21 protein-coding genes and 1 pseudogene are annotated in these 17,979 nt (G+C 43.2%); 8 read left to right on the forward strand and 14 right to left on the reverse strand.

Features of this window, described 5'->3' with window-relative positions:
• Nucleotides 1-64: 64 nt before the first annotated feature.
• Entirely contained in the window at nucleotides 65-598 is a 534-nt protein-coding gene (gene cobU, locus QWZ04_RS02880; RefSeq protein ID WP_290324783.1) for a bifunctional adenosylcobinamide kinase/adenosylcobinamide-phosphate guanylyltransferase, read from the reverse strand.
• A gap of 109 nt (nucleotides 599-707) precedes the next feature.
• On the reverse strand, nucleotides 708-1,772 hold the full coding sequence (gene cobT / locus QWZ04_RS02885) for a nicotinate-nucleotide--dimethylbenzimidazole phosphoribosyltransferase (RefSeq protein WP_290324742.1): 1,065 nt from the start codon (nucleotides 1,770-1,772) through the stop codon (nucleotides 708-710).
• A 196-nt stretch (nucleotides 1,773-1,968) separates the two neighbouring features.
• Here cobT and QWZ04_RS02890 point away from each other — a divergent pair, with 196 nt between their 5' ends.
• From QWZ04_RS02890 to QWZ04_RS02905, 4 genes are all read left to right on the forward strand, one after another.
• A complete protein-coding gene (locus tag QWZ04_RS02890) occupies nucleotides 1,969-2,115 on the forward strand; it encodes a hypothetical protein (RefSeq protein ID WP_290324743.1) in 147 nt (48 codons plus the stop codon).
• 217 nt (nucleotides 2,116-2,332) lie between these two features.
• On the forward strand, nucleotides 2,333-4,333 hold the full coding sequence (locus QWZ04_RS02895; protein WP_290324744.1) for a methyl-accepting chemotaxis protein: 2,001 nt from the start codon (nucleotides 2,333-2,335) through the stop codon (nucleotides 4,331-4,333).
• 92 nt (nucleotides 4,334-4,425) lie between these two features.
• Complete coding sequence (locus tag QWZ04_RS02900) at nucleotides 4,426-5,124, forward strand: NAD(P)H-binding protein (protein WP_290324745.1); 699 nt, start codon at nucleotides 4,426-4,428, stop codon at nucleotides 5,122-5,124.
• 189 nt (nucleotides 5,125-5,313) lie between these two features.
• Nucleotides 5,314-6,687, forward strand: a complete 1,374-nt coding sequence (locus QWZ04_RS02905) for an L-cystine transporter (RefSeq protein WP_290324747.1) — start codon at nucleotides 5,314-5,316, stop codon at nucleotides 6,685-6,687.
• Nucleotides 6,688-6,796: 109 nt separating this feature from the next.
• Here QWZ04_RS02905 and QWZ04_RS02910 read toward each other — a convergent pair whose 3' ends face one another.
• Nucleotides 6,797-7,315, reverse strand: coding sequence for a DUF2058 domain-containing protein (locus tag QWZ04_RS02910; protein ID WP_290324748.1), 519 nt, complete (start codon nucleotides 7,313-7,315; stop codon nucleotides 6,797-6,799).
• 227 nt (nucleotides 7,316-7,542) lie between these two features.
• Here QWZ04_RS02910 and QWZ04_RS02915 point away from each other — a divergent pair, with 227 nt between their 5' ends.
• On the forward strand, nucleotides 7,543-8,937 hold the full coding sequence (locus tag QWZ04_RS02915; RefSeq protein ID WP_290324750.1) for a bifunctional diguanylate cyclase/phosphodiesterase: 1,395 nt from the start codon (nucleotides 7,543-7,545) through the stop codon (nucleotides 8,935-8,937).
• A gap of 148 nt (nucleotides 8,938-9,085) precedes the next feature.
• Here QWZ04_RS02915 and QWZ04_RS02920 read toward each other — a convergent pair whose 3' ends face one another.
• The 10 genes and pseudogenes from QWZ04_RS02920 to QWZ04_RS02965 all read right to left on the reverse strand — a co-directional run.
• Nucleotides 9,086-9,331 carry a DUF3297 family protein gene (locus QWZ04_RS02920; RefSeq protein ID WP_102521323.1) on the reverse strand — a complete coding sequence of 82 codons (246 nt, stop codon included), beginning with the start codon at nucleotides 9,329-9,331 and terminating at the stop codon, nucleotides 9,086-9,088.
• An 83-nt stretch (nucleotides 9,332-9,414) separates the two neighbouring features.
• Nucleotides 9,415-9,963: a GNAT family N-acetyltransferase gene (locus QWZ04_RS02925; RefSeq protein WP_290324752.1), complete on the reverse strand. Its 549-nt coding sequence runs from the start codon at nucleotides 9,961-9,963 to the stop codon at nucleotides 9,415-9,417.
• Nucleotides 9,964-9,996: 33 nt separating this feature from the next.
• Nucleotides 9,997-10,449 carry a GNAT family N-acetyltransferase gene (locus QWZ04_RS02930; RefSeq protein ID WP_290324753.1) on the reverse strand — a complete coding sequence of 151 codons (453 nt, stop codon included), beginning with the start codon at nucleotides 10,447-10,449 and terminating at the stop codon, nucleotides 9,997-9,999.
• Between the two features lie 81 nt (nucleotides 10,450-10,530).
• The gene (locus QWZ04_RS02935; RefSeq protein WP_290324754.1) at nucleotides 10,531-10,899 is read right to left on the reverse strand and encodes a VOC family protein; all 369 of its coding nucleotides are present in this window, start codon (nucleotides 10,897-10,899) and stop codon (nucleotides 10,531-10,533) included.
• Nucleotides 10,900-10,947: 48 nt separating this feature from the next.
• On the reverse strand, nucleotides 10,948-11,715 hold the full coding sequence (locus QWZ04_RS02940) for a sulfite exporter TauE/SafE family protein (RefSeq protein ID WP_290324755.1): 768 nt from the start codon (nucleotides 11,713-11,715) through the stop codon (nucleotides 10,948-10,950).
• A gap of 264 nt (nucleotides 11,716-11,979) precedes the next feature.
• A complete protein-coding gene (locus QWZ04_RS02945; protein WP_290324756.1) occupies nucleotides 11,980-12,525 on the reverse strand; it encodes a GNAT family N-acetyltransferase in 546 nt (181 codons plus the stop codon).
• Nucleotides 12,526-12,618: 93 nt separating this feature from the next.
• Nucleotides 12,619-13,209, reverse strand: a complete 591-nt coding sequence (locus QWZ04_RS02950) for a nucleotidyltransferase family protein (RefSeq protein WP_290324757.1) — start codon at nucleotides 13,207-13,209, stop codon at nucleotides 12,619-12,621.
• Nucleotides 13,181-13,837 (reverse strand): DUF3047 domain-containing protein, encoded by a 657-nt coding sequence (locus QWZ04_RS02955; RefSeq protein ID WP_290324758.1) that lies wholly within the window; start codon nucleotides 13,835-13,837, stop codon nucleotides 13,181-13,183. The genes QWZ04_RS02950 and QWZ04_RS02955 overlap by 29 nt, the downstream gene beginning before the upstream one ends.
• A gap of 164 nt (nucleotides 13,838-14,001) precedes the next feature.
• The gene (locus QWZ04_RS02960; protein ID WP_290324759.1) at nucleotides 14,002-14,478 is read right to left on the reverse strand and encodes a DM13 domain-containing protein; all 477 of its coding nucleotides are present in this window, start codon (nucleotides 14,476-14,478) and stop codon (nucleotides 14,002-14,004) included.
• A 230-nt stretch (nucleotides 14,479-14,708) separates the two neighbouring features.
• A pseudogene (locus tag QWZ04_RS02965) lies at nucleotides 14,709-14,952 on the reverse strand (NAD-dependent epimerase/dehydratase family protein); the annotation flags it as partial.
• Between the two features lie 241 nt (nucleotides 14,953-15,193).
• Here QWZ04_RS02965 and QWZ04_RS02970 point away from each other — a divergent pair.
• A complete protein-coding gene (locus QWZ04_RS02970) occupies nucleotides 15,194-15,466 on the forward strand; it encodes a type II toxin-antitoxin system TacA family antitoxin (RefSeq protein WP_290324760.1) in 273 nt (90 codons plus the stop codon).
• Nucleotides 15,463-15,960, forward strand: coding sequence for a GNAT family N-acetyltransferase (locus QWZ04_RS02975; RefSeq protein ID WP_290324762.1), 498 nt, complete (start codon nucleotides 15,463-15,465; stop codon nucleotides 15,958-15,960). The genes QWZ04_RS02970 and QWZ04_RS02975 overlap by 4 nt, the downstream gene beginning before the upstream one ends.
• Before the next feature lie 465 nt (nucleotides 15,961-16,425).
• On the opposite strand, the gene QWZ04_RS02980 is transcribed toward QWZ04_RS02975, so the two are convergent.
• Nucleotides 16,426-16,776 carry a DUF6404 family protein gene (locus QWZ04_RS02980; protein ID WP_290324764.1) on the reverse strand — a complete coding sequence of 117 codons (351 nt, stop codon included), beginning with the start codon at nucleotides 16,774-16,776 and terminating at the stop codon, nucleotides 16,426-16,428.
• 157 nt (nucleotides 16,777-16,933) lie between these two features.
• Here QWZ04_RS02980 and QWZ04_RS02985 point away from each other — a divergent pair.
• Nucleotides 16,934-17,979 (forward strand): IS4 family transposase (locus QWZ04_RS02985; protein ID WP_290324766.1); only part of this gene is annotated, 1,046 nt, incomplete at its 3' end.

Raw genomic sequence — 17,979 nt, forward strand, 5'->3', positions numbered from 1 at the left:
GTAAATACAAAGTGTAAGGTAAGTAACCAGAAGCTAGGTTAGATCACCCAGCAAGATCTCCCGCTTACTTCATTTTAAGAGGTAGACCAGCGGCAACGAAAGTGACATTGGTTGCGATTTTGGCGATTTTTTGATTCATCCAACCCGCATGGTCAACAAAAGTTCGAGTGACTTTTCCCATAGGAATAACCCCTAACCCCACTTCGTTTGATACCAATAGAATATCCGCTTTGCAGTGCGCTATTTCACTCACTAGCTCGTCAACTCGGTATTCAATCTCAACACTGCTTGCTTCATCGCCTAACTCAAACAGCACATTATTGAGCCACAATGTGAGGCAATCGACCAAGATGACGTCTTTACTGGTAAAACTTTCCAGTACTTCTGGCACCTTGGTTGGGCACTCATGAAGTTGCCAACGATGATCTCGTTGTTGTTGATGCAGCACTATGCGTTTTTCCATTTCAGTATCAAAGGAAATGGCTGTCGCAATATAATGAAGCTGTTTGTCTTCATCCCTGGCGATGTCTAACGACTGTTTTTCCGAGTAACTCGACTTACCGCTTCGAGCGCCGCCCAGAACTAAGTGAATCATTATATTGCTCTCTCTGGTATCAATGGATTGCCCAGTTATCTAGTTATCTAGTTATCTAGTTATCTAGTTATAAAATAGCTATCTAACTTGTCGCGATGACAACACTCACGAGTTACACGGTAACGCCTGCGCTTTCAAAACTCGCCATGTTGTTATAAAACTCAGCAGCTGCTTTTACGAGAGGAAACGCCAATGCAGCTCCTGTACCCTCACCTAACCTTAACTCAAGATCAATAAGAGGATTTGCTTGCAACGCTTCTAATGCTCTTGTATGTCCCGCTTCTTTAGAGTGATGAGCAAAGATCATGGTTTCTCTAGACGATGGATCAATTAACGTTGCGACTAAAGCGGCAACAGACACAATGAAGCCATCGACCAATACCGGTACATTGTGCTTGCGTGCCGCGATGAATGCGCCCACCATTTGCACAATTTCAAACCCACCCAATTCCGCCAAAGCGTATTTGATCTCTGCTCTATCGTACTGACTTAGAAATCTTTCAACGCCTTGTTCAATGAGCTGTGTTTTTTTGTTTAATTGCTCTTTGGTAATGCCCGTGCCAACTCCAACGCATTCAGATACGGGGTGTTGCGTAACTGCCGATAATAAAGCCGTTGCACTTGATGTATTCGCGATCCCCATTTCACCAAACATAAGGAAGTTGCTTCCCCCTTTAACGCTGTGTTCTACAATGTCGGCTCCGAATGTTAGGCCTTTTTCTACATCGTTGATCGTCATCGCCGCATGTTTTGCCAAGTTTGCAGTACCTGACCCCAAACGCTGCTCGTGATAGCAATCAACTAATGGAAATGACTCCGGCGCGGCAAGCGGCGCTAATATACCGGCATCAACCACGTGCAGTTCAATATCGCCTGCACGACAAAAACAATTGATCGCCGCCCCACCCGCTAAGAAATTCATCACCATTTGCTGGGTCACTTCACTAGGCGCAATGCTAACGCCCTCAGACGCAATGCCGTGATCACCTACGAAGACCAACATCGTTGGTTTAGTTAGCGTAATGGTCTCAGCAGCACTTTGTTGAGCTTGGCTTTGAATGACGGCGAGCTGAAAAGCGACCTGTTCCAATTGGCCAAGTGATCCAACAGGTTTAGTTTTCGTGTCGATAATGTGCTGAATTCGGGTGTTGAATTGGGCGTCTAACTGCGGGGACATATTCGTTTCCTTACAAAATTGAGCTTACAGTTTACCCTTAACACTAATAGCAAACTACGAAAATATACTGACTTGTCATGCACCTATGGGGGGCTTTATATCATTCCCAAATTGATTGTTCTATTCTCGTTTTGCCTAATGTTCTTTAGGTCCATTCCAATTTTGCATCCAAAAACCCTCTATATTAGGTGATTTAATGGCATCAAATATGCTTATTCTACTGACTGCTTGCAAAAATTCAGTTGAAGGAGAAACGCATGCTTTTAACCCCAAAGCCAAAAAAGCCGACGAGTTCAACAACACGAAGAAAAGTGCCGAACTCAAAAAACAAGACGAAAGATAAAGACCAATTACCTCTTTCAATAACATGATTGATTAAACAAAATTTTGAATTGAAAATCGTGTAAAAAGTGAACTTGATCAAAGACCAGTTATTGATTCAGTAAATTAACGGATGAATAGAATAATGAGACGGTAAAACGGCAGAATTAGACTAAGCTAATAGAAAAATACTACGTCAAGTAGAAAATCTATCAGCTCAATGTCAGAAGGAGAGGCTTATGCTAAGCCTATTTCGCCGTTTTCCGCTATACGTTACTGTAACGGTTATCGCTGGATTACCTATAGTACTAGCGATATTAATCGCGCTCACGTTTGTCTCTCATTTTAATACCAAAGCCCAACAAACACTGCAAGATAGCGACGTTGTTTCGCTTATCGTGCTGTACGATAACTTAGCACACAACCTTGCAGTAGAACGCGGATTAACCGCAGGTGTACTCGGAAGTAAAGGCAAAGGCCCACAAGTGACAAGCCTTGCTGAGCAACGTAAAAAAGTCGATGTCCATGTCTCCAACTTACTCAATAACACAGCGTTTCGCATTTCTGACTCGATGACCCACGAATTACTGCAAGATGTGAAACAACAACTGAACAACTTAAGCAACGTTCGTCGTCAAGTAGATACTCTTCAGCCTACGTTATCTCCATTCGCCTACTACTCAAACATCAATCAACTTGCGATCGATAACGCGACGTTGTTACTTTCTCAAATTAGTACCACTGAAGTGACCGGTTTGGGTGAATCTCTGATTGCCGTAATGACCATGAAAGAACGTGCGGGGCAAGTACGTGGTGCGCTAAATGGAGTTTTTGCTCGCAAATCCGCAACGGCAGGGTTATACAGCAACATTCAAAACTATCTTCAATCTGGGGGTTATGCTGAACGGAATGCGACGTTAACCATGCCTGCAGAGTTCATCAGTGAATTAAATAAGGCAAAATCTCACTCCGCCTGGAAGCAAGTCGAAGATGTTCAACGGCAATTTTTAGCGCAGAAGGCTTCCTTAGGGGCAATTCAAGGCCCAGACGCACCAAGTTGGTTTGCCGCTGCAACCAGCCGAATCAAGTTAATTAATGGCGTTCGCAACCTCATTCAACAAGAAATGATCGCGCTTTCCGTTAGCGAACAAAACAATGCCACTTTCAATCAAAATCTAACATTAGTTACAACGATTGTTCTGTCACTTACGCTGATCGGTTGCCTCTACATGTGTGTCCGCATGCTTCGGATTACGGTTGGCAGTGCGACAAAAACTTTAGCTGCTATGTCAAAAAATCGTGACCTCAGCCAATCGTTGGATGAATCTGGTAACGATGAAGTGTCTCAAATTTCCATTAGTGTGAATCAACTGACGACAAATATACGTATTCTGTTGGGGGACGTGACCAACACCAACGATCATAGTCTTGAAAAGCTCGAGTCCATTGTCTCTGGCTCTCAACATTTGGTACGTAGCAGTCAAGATACTTCAGGTAAATGCGCGAGCATCGCCGCGGCCATGACTCAACTGACTCAATCTAGTACCGACATTGCTGGCTCCGCAAATGGTGCTCTACTTGAAACGGAAAGGATGAATCAACAAGTTGAGCAGTGTTTAGCTCAAAGTGAAGCTTCGTTTGATAATGTACAAAGCCTCTCTAGCCAAATTGACGAAACTCAGCAGTGCATGGAGGAATTAGAGAAAGACGCGCAAAGTGTGAGCACCATAGTAGCCACGATTGGCAGCATTTCCGAACAAACCAATTTATTAGCGCTCAATGCTGCTATTGAGTCGGCCCGTGCAGGTGAACATGGCCGTGGGTTTGCTGTGGTTTCATCGGAAGTACGCGATCTAGCTCAGAGAAGTAAAGAAGCCACTGAGGACATCAGTGCCCTACTCGACAAAATTTCAACCAACACGGCTCTTGCTGTCACCAATATGCGTAAAAGTACAGACGCTAGCCAACATACTTTTGCCTCGGTTAATTCAGTAAAAGACAGTGTTTCTCAGCTTGAACATGTTATTGAGGCCGTGAGCGAACATATTAATAGCATCGCTAATGCCACGACTGAGCAATCGAAAGCCAGCGAAGCCGTCGACCAAGATATTGATAATTTGAATGAAATTTCAGACAAAACAGGCAGCCTCGCATCAGAGATGACCAACACGGTGATTCATTACCAACAAGAAGTGGATGTCGTTCAGCGTCAATTGGGAGAGTTCAAACTGCATTCTTAGGACCATTGCGTGGTAAGGCTGTGCGCTCAAAAGCATTTTGCTGATGTTTAATCCTATATAATCATCGACTCACTTTCTGCTTTGGTCACGAGATGCACAACCTAAATGAGAACATTTCAGTCATGATCGCCGGTGCCAGCGGCCTTGTTGGCCACAGTGCCCTAACCCTGTTGCTGTCGGATAATAATGTCTCCGCCATTCATGCGCTCGTCAGACGATCCCTCAACATGACCAATACAAAGCTGATTGAGCATCAAAACAGTTCATTGTCTCTCACTCAGTGGGACGATAATACCCAACAGCCCGAGTTAGGTCTTATATGCCTTGGTACCACCATCAAAGACGCCGGCAGCAAAGAAGCGTTAAGCCATATAGATTATGACTTAGTTTGCCAAGTAGCTCATACCATGAAGTTGTTGGGTACCAAGCGATTAGCCGTGGTATCGAGTGTTGGTGCACATCCTCACTCCCCCTCGCATTACCTGCGTTGCAAAGGCAAGATGGAGCAAGCACTAAGAGGGATGGGTTTCGAGCGTCTGATCATTGTTCGTCCAGGGCCACTGCGCGGAGAACGATCAAAGCCGAGAGCAGGTGAAATCATCAGTGAAAAACTACTCACGCTCTGTCGCCCATTACTGGTAGGCCCGCTCACAAACTTCCGCCCGATCTCCGGAGACGAGGTTGCCACGGCGATGCTGTACAGCTTATTTCAGACTGACCACGATTTTGACGGCACGACTCAAGTGCTCGATAGTAAAAAAATGTGGGCATTATTGAGTCAATATAGATAGATTCGATGAATACTTCACCACTCTGGTGACAATACAATCAATTGTATAACCAAACATTATATCTAATCACAAACACGACTTTGTGATCTTAAGCACTGGCAGTAACCTACCGTTCTAGAATTTCATTCTTTATATGACTTACCGAGTAGATATTTATAAAATCTACCACTTATTTTAAGGATTACATCTATGTCAGTGGCTGTTATTGCGAATCTCGCTGTGTTTGCTGCCCTTCTTTTCTTTCTCAGTTTGCAGCAGAAAAAAGGCTCAACGCTTTCTCGCCAAGTTCTTTTTGGTTTAGTTCTCGGTAGTGCCTTTGGCCTAGCGTTACAACTTATCTACGGTGAGGGCCACAGCGCAATTGCCGCGAGCCTTGAGTGGGTGAATGTTGTCGGCCGCGGTTACGTTGGCTTACTGAAAATGATCATCATGCCATTGGTCTTGGTCTCCATGATTGCGGCTGTGGTTAAACTGGAAAATTCTGGTTCACTCGGGAAAATCAGCGGACTAACCATCTCTGTTTTGCTCGTCACCACTATGATTTCTGCAGTGGTTGGTATTGCTGTCACTCAAGTATTTGGCTTAACTGCGGAGGGGTTAACTGAAGGTGCTCGTGAAACGGCCCGCATCGCTACGCTGGAAAACCGCATAGGTAGCGTTGCTGATTTAACCATCCCACAAATGCTGGTGAGCTTCATTCCAACCAATCCATTTGCTGATTTAACAGGTTCACGCTCTACTTCTATCATCGCTGTTGTGATATTCGGTATTTTAACTGGTATTGCTGCGCGCAAGGTGATGATCGAAAAACAAGAGCTTGAAGCACCAATTCGCACTTTTGTTGAAGCTGCACAATCTATTGTAATGCGCCTAGTGAAGATGATCATGGCCCTCACTCCATATGGCATTGCAGCTCTTATGGCTAAGGTAGTCGCAACATCTAGCGCGTCTGACATTCTTAACCTGCTTGGTTTCATCGTTGCGTCTTACGTTGCAATCATTCTGATGTTCGTTGTTCACGGTATCTTGGTTTCGTTCGTTGGCGTAAACCCAAAAGAGTATTTCCAAAAAATCTGGCCAGTACTGACTTTTGCATTCACATCTCGAAGCTCTGCGGCGACGATTCCACTGAACGTAGAAGCTCAAATTACCAAGCTTAACGTACCACCAGCCATTGCAAACTTGTCGGCTTCATTTGGTGCGACAATTGGCCAAAACGGTTGTGCCGGGATCTACCCTGCTATGCTGGCGGTCATGGTTGCTCCAACCGTCGGCATCGACCCGATGGACATCAACTTTATTCTGTCTTTGATTGCCATTATTACAATCAGCTCATTCGGTATTGCCGGAGTGGGTGGCGGCGCAACCTTTGCTGCGCTTATTGTCCTACCAGCAATGGGCTTACCAGTAACAATTGCCGCACTTCTGATTTCGATTGAACCATTGATTGATATGGCCCGAACTGCGCTTAATGTATCCGGTGCGATGACAGCCGGTACGATTACAAGCCGTCTGTTAAAGAACAAAGATAAAACGCCAGAGCAAGAAGCTCAACAAGCGTAATACCTTAGCAATAGACAAAACAAAACCGGCACTTCAAATGAAGTGCCGGTTTTTATTTGCTCGGTCAACCCAATAGGCAATATCCCGAATTGAGTTTAAATATTCGCCTCTACCACATTAGATCGTCTGGTACGACGAAATCTGCGTATGGGTCATCTTCTGCTGGAATCTCTTCTGCTGTGTTGTTTTCGATGATGGTCTCTTCATCGCGCATCAGAATTTTCTTTGCAACAACACCAGGAATGACGGCATAGCCATCTTCATAGCGCGCAATTGTAAGAATACCTTTCACCAGCTGCGTATGAATCAAGGTTTCTACATACATAGACTTAACCAATGTGCCATCGGTAAAGTTATATTTAATGTCGCCTTGTTTTAGTTCAAGCTTGTTCATTTGTACGAGCTGTTTCACTTGAGCTTTGAACTCTCTTGCGAGCTGCTCGTCTTTACGTTGTTGATTCAGTGCTTTGTCTTTTTCAAGTTGCGCCGCTTTGTTCGCTTCAACCGCTTCGACCGCTTCTCGTTTTTGAACTCGAGATTTTTTCGCGCCTTTCTTTGCTTTTTTGAGTTTCTTCTCGTTTACTAAACCCGCTTTAAGCATTTGTTCTTGTAGCGTTAACTTTGCCATTATCTTTCCAAATTAGACATCTCTTGCCTAATTGTCGCATGACTCAAACATTGAATTCAACTAAGGAAACCACACGCATATGACTGACAAGACTCGTGGTTTTGAGTAAAGCTCACATATTCGACATAAAATATTCTTTTTGTGTGGTTGATATTTATTCATTTTGGCAGATACTTAATAAATAGACATTCGTTAAACTTAACGTTAATCAAGGAGCTATCTATAATATGGGCATGACTTTTACCGAGACTACCGACCTAGACATAGGCACCGTACAGCTGGTATTTGAACATATAGATACACCAATAATCGTTTCGAATATGGCGCGCCAGTTTGTTTACATGAACCAATCTGCTCGTTCGCTATTCGGGTATAGCAACAGCGATGTGGTTGGCAAAAGCACCATATTACTTTATGCCAACGACAGCGATTACGATAAGCAAGGCCTGCGCCGCTTCAATGCCCACACCAATTATTCAGATTCAACCGACGCGGTTGATTACATAAATTCAAATGGTCATGTCTTTAAAGGGCAACTGTCTGGTGGTGCCATCAAAGACCGAAACGGACAACCACAGTTTTTCGTCGCGATAATCAAAGATGACTCCCATAGAGTGGCAGCCGAAGTCGCATTGAATAAACTTCATGCGATTACATCATCCCGAGATCTCAACTTTGAGCAACGCGTCAAAGCCATTTTAAATTTGGGTTGCGAACACTTCGGTTTGCCAATCGGCATCTTCAGTAAGATCGATGGCGAAAAATACGTTATCCAATATGCGGTACATCCTGATGATGCCCTTGATAGCGGCCTAACATTTGAGCTTGGGGTAACCTACTGCAGCCATGTGTACCAAGCCAACGACGTTCAAGGCTTTAACCATGTATCCCACAGCCGAATTGCCACCCATCCCTGTTTTTCCAGTTTTGGTTTAGAAGCCTACTTGGGGGCGCCGATTTTTGTCGACGGCCAGCGTTACGGCACGCTGAATTTTTCTAGCCCAGAGTCAACGCGCTCATTTACTGGCCAAGATATTGAATTAGTTCGCATGTTCGCCGAATGGGTAGGCCATGAGATTGCTCGTAACAATGATATTGGTGCATTGAAACGTGCTCATAATCAACTGAAGGTGGTAGCTAACACAGATGCTCTAACCCAACTTTCTAATCGAGGCTGTACTGAGTGTATCTTGAAAAAACAAGTTAACCTTTCGCATCAATACGAGAAAGACCTTGTTGTAGCCATCTTCGACTTTGATCACTTCAAAGCAATTAATGATAACTTTGGCCACAATGCCGGAGATGCCGCTCTGAAACACTTCTCGCGACTGGTTTCGGAGTTTTGCCGCGCTGACGATTTATACGGCCGCTGGGGAGGCGAAGAGTTTTTAGCTATTTACCCAAACACCAATAAAGTCGGTGTCGAAAAGCTACTGAATCGTTTATTAGTCAAGTTAAAAGAACAAGGCGTGGAATTTGAAGGCGAGACGATACCACTGACGGTCAGTGTTGGGGTCGCTCAATTGGTTAAAAATGACAGTGCCGACAGTTTGTTGAGCCGAGCAGATCAAGCACTCTATAGAGCAAAAGATAAAGGCCGAGATAGAATTGAATTTGGCTAAATCAGGTAGCTCGCATCTAATTATCATCAGGTTTTGAACTGATAAGTATAAAAAGACAGAAGAGAAACACATAGAGCCTAATAACTCTATGTGTTGTTTATGAGCTTAGTGGTGCTTGCAATAAGGCTATCGCAAACCGACTACGCGCTTATACGTAGTACGCTTCCACAGTGCCTTTCAATGTGATCAACATTGGCTGACCGCGGCGATCTAACGCTTTTGGTGAAGGAATTTTCACCCAACCTTCGCTGATGCAGTATTCTTCAACATCAGAACGCTCTTTACCATTTAAGCGAATACCGATTTGATGCTCAAAACACTCAGCAACATGATGCGGACTACGTGGGTTGCCTGCTAGGTGATCCGGTAGTGTTGGTTTAGAAGTGTCAGTCATGTTCTTGCTCTACATATAATAAAAAGTGCGTCATTGTAGTCAAAATAACGTGAGTGCTCAAGCGCTGATATCATTACGCAATATCAACCAGACGTCGCAGTAATGTCCTTTAATAAACCATAAATAGCGTGATTTATCACTCGACCATTTAGGTTTTCTCTATTGGTGATAACGCCCTCTAGTTTTAAACCTAATCTCTCACATACCGCTCTGCTCGGTGCATTACCCTCACCCGCTGCAATCTGAACTTTATCCAATGCCAACTCTGAAAATGCAATCTCGATCAACTTGGATACTGAACGAGTAATAATGCCCTTACCTTGGTGTTTTTCGCTTAACCAATAGCCAATTTCTGCCACTTTCACATTGTGATCAATTGAGTTAAAGCTAACGTTACCCACTAATTCATCACGATAAATCATGGCACATACCATGGATTTCCCCTCCGCATAATCCAATCGGGATTGGCGAACAAACGTCAAAAAGAAATCCTCTGATTTGCCATGAGGAGGCCAGGCTAGCCATTCAGATAAATAGTCTCGCTGCTCTGTCACGATTTCCAAGTATTTTTTAGCAAATGAGGGCTGAATAAGCGCCAGTTTTAATTCGCTATCGACGTCGAGTGTAAACATACTGTTTCCTTTGTTTTTCATAAGCTAAGTGCGTCATGATTCACGCTGAGATGATAGCTTCTTGATGAATTGAATTTTACTATTGGCTTCAGTACCGTTATTTTCATAGCCATTAATCTGATAGCCGCTAGAGATCAGCAATTGAAGCATTGCAGGATATCGATTCATCGACTTAACACTGATGGACGAATAGCCCGCCTGATAAGCCCACTCTTCTTGCCGTTTTCTCAACATAGTTGCAATGCCTTGCTGTCGAAAGCGCGGAATGACCCCACCTAACCAACTATAAAATTCGCTGTCGGATAATGAATAGCCAATTTTGTAAGCCACGGGAACATCATCAACTTTGGCAACTAAGATCAAGTCGCGGGTTTGCTTTAGCCTCGACGTTAAACGCTCGCTAGTTGTTCTTCCATCAAACTCTGGGATTTGATGATCAATCACAACAACGTCGTCGATCGTTCCTACATCACAGGTTATGTTCATTTCCCCTCCTTTCACTGTCGACCAAAGATCCTGTTCAAACCCGCACCAATCTAATTTAGCAAAGGCAGAACACAAAAATAATTACATTGATACCGCTTCTATTTTGTTGCCATCTAAGTCACGAACAAACGCGGCATAGTATGTATCGCCGTATTCAGGTCGATTACCCGGTTTACCCTCGCACGTACCACCTTGCTCAATGGCAATATTATAGAATTGATCGACCGCTTCTTTGCTGGGTGCATTAAATGCAATGTGTGAACCATTTCCTATCGAAGCTTTTGCTTCACACGGACAACCTACCCAAAATTCGAAATTTTCGCCATACGCTGCAGCAATACCGTCGATGTAATGTGCTCTTTGAATGGATAATGTTGCTAATACTGCATCGTAAAATGCTACCGCCGAGATTACGTTTTTAGTGCCAACTGACACGTGATTTAAGATCATTAAACTTTCCTTATTAACTGCCAAAAATAAAACGTTCGGTGAGGCCGATTAGCGATACGTTGCAAAGAAAAAATATCCGGTAATTGCGCAGCTCATTAAAACAACAAACGATCTAACGTGTTGTTGCGGCAATTTCATCGAGATAGAAGCAGAGTAGTAACCACCAATTAAGGTGCCAATCAATACAACGCAACCTTCAGCCCACGCAATAGAACCGTTTAACACAAAGAGTAATATGGCCACGACTGAAACAGCGGAAGACACGACTAATTTCAAACCGTTCATCACATTAATGTTGTTATGCCCACACAAAGCTAAATAGCTCAGTACGATGATACCCAACCCTGCATTAAAGAACCCACCATAAGTGCTTACGCCTAATAGTGTAACGGGCAATATAACAGATTGAATTTTGAACCTATCATTGTGCTTTTCTGTGTGTGCTTGCAGCCATACATTGACTTTCGAACCAAAGATAAATAGGGTCGAAGCAAAAAGAAGTAGCCACGGAATCGCAACTTGAAATGATGATTCTGACGTGTTTAATAATAAATATGCACCAGAGGCTCCACCTATTAGGCTTAATATTATTGTTAGTACGATTTCTTTTTTGTGGTCACGTAATTGATGCCTAAAAGCGTATGCGCCACTTAGGTAACCCGCACATGATGCAAACGTATTGGTTGCGTTCGCGATGAGTGGCGGTACGCCCACAAAAATCAGAGCCGGAAATGTGATAAAACTGCCACCACCAGCGATAGAATTTAAAACGCCACCAGCAAGCCCAGCGATAAAAAGCAAAACAAAATCAACCATACACTTCCCTGTTAGGCTTTGAAGACACAGTACAGCAGCAAGTTCTCGTTAAATGCCAGTGGCCACTTTATAATAAACAATCCCAAATAAGCCAGCAAAGACAAGAACCGTTAAAGCAATTTTTAACCAGATGAATTTCATACCAATACTCCATAAATGAATATAGCCGTTCCCACATGGGATCTAACACGAATGCTTTTTTCCTTACCACTTAATGTGCACATAATAGATTTTTGCGCGCTTTTTCTTATCATCGAGAGACGTTTAAAACTGACTTCGAGTACACAATGTCATCGTAATTTCCGACACTGGTTGCCCATCAATTCGATAGCAATCCGACATTTCGCCTATAACTTGAAAACCACATTTTAAATACAATTCCTTGGCCGGGCGGTTATTGGCTAGAACGTTCAGATCAAGCCAATCAATGTTTGTATTCTCGTGGCAAAACTGAATTACTGACTCCACTAATTTTCTGCCTAAGCCTTGCTTTCTCACACTGGAATCAACGCCCATACCTAATGTCACACGATGGAAACTGTATTCACCATTGTCATGCCGTAAATCAATATGACCAAGGATTCGGGCATCATTATCTTTCACTAGCCATAGTTTACGCCAACCGGGTTGTCCTATTTTCGATTCAAAGCCATTTCTAAATTTATCTTCTAGTTGCTTTGACACTTGGCAATGCTTCTTAGCGATTGGCTGAAAAAGTGGAGAGTCGTCTGAGGCGTTATCTAACAGCTGTACACCCAAATAAACAAAAAATGGCTCTAAGTCTGCTAACGTCGCTTCTACTATTCTCACGTATCCTCCTTTACACTTCATTAATCTGTATGAACACGATTAACGTGACGAAGACTTCTCAGCATATGCCTATTTCTACGTTCGTGTTAACAGTTATAGTGACACAACAAGTGCGGGCCACTGAATGAGCCAACCCTTTGATTTTATACGATGATCAAAAATTTCTCGATGTCGAATAGGGTTATATGTGACGTGTAAGTTAAATAACGATTCCAGACCAAACGCTGAGATACATTCATAACTATCATCAACCCGTTTTCGAATGGCAACCGCGGTTTCTTTCTCTGGCCAATAGTGCATGGCATCGAGGGAGCTAAGATATGGGGCGTCATGGTTTCGCTCATGCATTCGAGCTTGATTGCGAACCTGCCAGGTGACATTTGGCATCATTGCTTGTAAGCGAGCTTCATACTCAAGATAGGCATAAGCGTTGCTTTCAATGGGGTCAAAATAGATTACATCTAAGTCACTTAACTCTGTGGCACATTTCTTCTGATGGAGGTGATCCCATACTAAATTTCGCACAAAGCCAGCCGCCAAATAGCATTGAGGTAAGCTGAGTTCGGCAACACAATCAAGTGCGTTAACTCTCAATGAATCTTGTCTAATTAACTCTATAATTATATTTTCTGGTGTTTGATCTACTGACTTGTCGTTATTCAGCACTAAAGTATATCTCTCCATAATACGCTTCGGCCATCAGGCCACTGTTGTCTGTATCGGTCATGATGGCGATGGCATCTATGTAACGGTAGGCTTCCATATTAGCGTTGTGGCTTCCCTTATCACCAAAATAGTTAATCAAGTCTTGATAGATATTACGTTTCTCGTAGTACCATTTATCGAGACTTGAGTTTAGCCCACGGGCAGAAACCATTTTGACGCTTGATCCAACATACGCATTATCCCAAGCTTCTCCTTCCTGTTGTGAACCCGACCAAACATAATTGAGCGCTTTCGTTTTTAAGCCCATGAAACCATCTTCAATGACGACATAGACTCGCGCTGCATAATCATCACCATTTTTGCTCCGTTCATTGAGTTCAGGCAGCGCTTTAGATACTCGCCACCCCCAACTTAGATATGGTGTTTTCAGTAAATCAAATTGCTTTTTAAACACAAGCCCTGAGGCGCTCTGTTTGCTCGATGCTCTTAATACCGACTTACCATCCAATTGGACTAGCTCATAATCGGTTTGACGAGAAAATGTTTGCGGCTCCCAATCTTTGATTTCTGCGCTCTCAAAGGAAGTCGGATTAGCACTAGAGTATTGGCAGAACAACACTAAGATCAATAAAAGATACCTTGTCACTTAGACTCCTCCGTTTTAATTCACGCTAGGTGCATCGAAATATTCAAGACAGCTACCCATAGTACCAAGACTTTGGCCATGTTCTGCAGGATTAGTCACCATGCCAATGCTTTGAAAACTCGCACTTTTGATACCTGGTAGGAAACAGGTCAATCAGTATGATGTTATTGATACTTTGCTGATGTAATGAATTCGCCAAATGTCTCGCACCATACGATGACTGTGTTATAACGCGACGGATTTATATCTTGGGGGACTTTCACTGAGAAGTTTTCAAAGGTTTTAACATTACCGACAAACACCATACTTGTTTTCAAACGATTAAACTCCGCTTCAGTTTCGACAAATTCCGTTGACAGATAAAGCTTATAGTCAGGACCAGGAGCAAGGCTTCCCATCAGCGTAATGTACTCAGAACCAACAGACACTAGGCCGTCACCCCAATGAAATGTATCACTGTCTTTACGATCTTTTTCGAAACTTGCGGAGTAGAGCTGATCAGATGATAGTTGGGCAATTTCAGATGAAGTCGGCGACTTTGGTGCAATGAGGATAGGAAGCATATAAATTCCCAGCCCAAACCCAAATGCGCCTACCGATAAGTGAGTGACTAAAAGCACAGCTATGTTTTTAAATTTCATATCATTACCAATTTTTTTAACAGACATCGATCGCTGCGTAGACCTACGACGGCAACAATATCAAGCACATTTCATAGCCCCAATGGACAGTCATCATTTGTACCACATCACTTTCATTATGGCATATATAAAGGCGGTTAAGCTCAACCCTAAGAGTTATTGCTCGCTCAACAGGAACTTACGCAAATCTCTCTCTACGGGCATAACAAATGAGGGTTATGCGATGTATAACCAGCTTTTACTCCAGCCAAAACCAATTTCTCAGTCGCATCTACGTTGATAGATGTAAACTCTGAATCAGGTACTAAACCAACATGAGGAGCATGAAGAGCCGCGGTATGCACGGATATCACCAATGTCATCGACTGTTGATCAAGGTGCTTTATCAATGCCGACTACGCCATGTGTTCGCATTAATTTAATATAGATTGAACGCCCGACCCTACCCGCAGAACCTGTTACCAAAATTCTCATTACGGCACCTTACTAATGATTAACCTCAAAGCAGGTAACGCTCGCTTAGTTTTGAGCAACGAAACCGAACTTCCTGCATGAACCGTAAACACCATATTAATTTGAACCAAAAATGCCACGCGTTGCGAATCAGGCTGAATTGCTTATTAGTTTGCGTGCCAAAGTGACACAACGATTGATTACTGCTCACTTTAAGACCATAATACACATGTGACATTTTGACACAAAAGGAAATTACATTATGGCTGCTACTTTACCCCGCATCACTGCTAGAGTTGATGTCGATACACAACACTTACTGACAAAAGCGGCGGCAATTGCTGGCATGTCTAGTATTAACTCATTTGTTCTAAGTGCTGCTATCGAAAAAGCCAAACAAGTGATTGAACGTGAGCAAGCACTTAAACTTAGCCAAGCTGATGCCATCTTACTTATGGACGCTTTAGACCGCCCTGCAACAATCAACTCAAAATTGAAAACTGCTTCTGAACGTTACGAGAGCAAAACTCAATGATGAACACGGTACTTCTAGAAAAAGCAAAGCATGATAGGAGTCGGTTCAACAGCGGTATTGAAGCTCTTAATAACTACCTGAAAGTAATGGCGAGTCAGCAAGCAAAGAAAGACAACACCAGAACTTTCGTTTTAGAAGATGATAACGATAGCACGCATGTCATTGGCTTTTATACACTAACAATGACACCCATTGATTTGAAGGCTTTATCCGATAAGCTACAAAAAAAACACCAATCATCGACTTCTGGTGGTCTAATTGCCCGTTTAGCAGTCGATGAACGCTACAAAGGTAAAGGCTTTGGCGAGTGGTTGCTTATTGATGCACTCAGAAAACTACTAGCAGCCAGTGATAGCGTCGCATTTCCTGTAGTTATTGTTGACGCCAAAGACGGTGCAAAAGACTTCTACGAGCGATATGGATTCCAAGCGTTTCAGGATACAGAAAATAAACTCTTTATTACCATTTCTGATGTAAGAGCGAATTTAGGCTAGTTAACTGCTAGCCTCCTAGTAAGCTAACGCCGCCATAATTTGTACCTACGCAACACTAACCAAACCCACCGCACTCCATACCAAAAATGCGGAGTGTAACGCATCAATTTAATGGCATTGTTGAACGAAGCCATACGAACCTGCCCGTTCTGCCAGCATGACATGGCGTGCGTCGGAATAACGCGACCGAGATAGCCGAAAGGAAAACATAATAAGGATAATGACCGAAGTAAAATCAGAGGAGAGACGAACAAAAAGAAGAAGAGAAAACAGCTAACTGATTAATAAGATTGCTGTCGCAACCTTACCTCAGCCTCGCTCGCCTTGAGAAAAGTCTCAGAGCGATGCGCCCACCACACCAGATCGCACAATTTACTATAAGAAGTGGCAACGGGCTTGTTCAACACTCGGGATTTAACGCTGGCTACGCAGAGCTTAATCCTCATTTGTTAGGTTTTGGCGCTATTAACCCAAAGAACCCCACTCCGACAGGTTTAACTGCTTTCTTCTAACAAAGTAAAATGTCGCCATGATGAGCCCAAACAAAACACCACCAATCAAAGACATATAGACAGCTTCGAGAACAGGCTTATCCGCGTCACTCCAAACTATAAACCAATTTAGAATACCCCAAACAGGAGCGAACGTGATGGCTGAAATAATCCAATTATTCATGAACGTCTGATAATAAGGCGGCGGAAAGTTTAGCCCAATTTTGCATAGTAACTTGGCTATTGGTGGGTTGTAATTCGATTTCCAAACACCTTTATCATTGAGCTCTTTATGTGCAAATTGGAGCTTCGTTTGATAATCCATGATACCCCCTTAATTCCATTTTACCGCGGAAAAACCTAACGCCCCGTTCTTGCGAATCCCCTCATAATTAACCCTAAAAACAATGAGGTAGACGCGCACCGCTGCCGTTGATTTAATGAATATCGCCAAACACACATTTTAATCAAATGAGCTCACGATGCGCGATATTCAGATTCTACAGCAAACCTTACAAAACCAATGCCCCTCGATTCACAAAAAACGGCTTAATTCTCTGATACTTGCCACAAAGAGCGTGCTTGACGGCTCTGATTTAACCCTAACTAAGCTAGGTCGCCGACTAGAAACGAATACCACGGTAAAACATGCAATTAAGCGTGTTGATAGGCTACTTGGAAATCGCCAACTCCACCGTGAAAAAGACCTTATTTATAGGTGGCATGCTCACTTAATAACGGGATCGAATCCCTGTCCAGTAGTCCTTGTTGATTGGTCTGATGTTCGTGAGCAACTTCGTTATATGACGTTGAGAGCATCCGTTGCTCTGGATGGCCGAGCCATCACAATCTTCGAGCAAGTTTTTGAATATGGCCAATATAACTCACCTAAAAGCCACCAATCATTCCTCGATAAATTGCAGGATATTTTGCCCAATAGAACCTGCCCAATCATCGTTTCTGATGCTGGTTTTCGGAATACCTGGTTCCGACAAGTTCAGGGAAAAGGTTGGTTTTGGTTAGGTCGTGTCCGAGGTGAAGTCTCAATAAAACAACCGGATAAACCTTGGGTCTCAAACAAAAATTTTTATCCAAATGCCGTACATAAACCAAAGTACCTTGGCCATTGTTTATTAGCCAAAAGAGCGCCGATACCTTGTGAAGCCTATGTTTACAAAGGATTAGAGAAAGGTCGAAAAGCCCAGCGCCACAGTAGAACCAGTCAAAAGCACTCCGCTACTCATCTTTACCAACGCAGCGCGAAAGAGCCGTGGTTACTCGCGACTAACGTCCCTCGACACATCTTAAATGAAGTGCAAATTACTAATCTGTACGCTAAGCGTATGCAAATAGAAGAGGCATTCCGTGACTTAAAAAGTACCGCTTATGGGATCGCACTTCGTCACAATAGAACTCGCAGTACTAAAAGGTTAGATATTCTGCTTCTAATTGCGTTGCTCGCAGAAATCTTGATGTGGTGGAATGGCCTGATTGCGGTCCAAGCCAAGTGGCATTTTGACTTCCAAGC

It is taken from the genome of Vibrio tapetis subsp. quintayensis (genome assembly GCF_030409945.1).
Classification (GTDB): Bacteria; Pseudomonadota; Gammaproteobacteria; order Enterobacterales; family Vibrionaceae; genus Vibrio; species Vibrio quintayensis.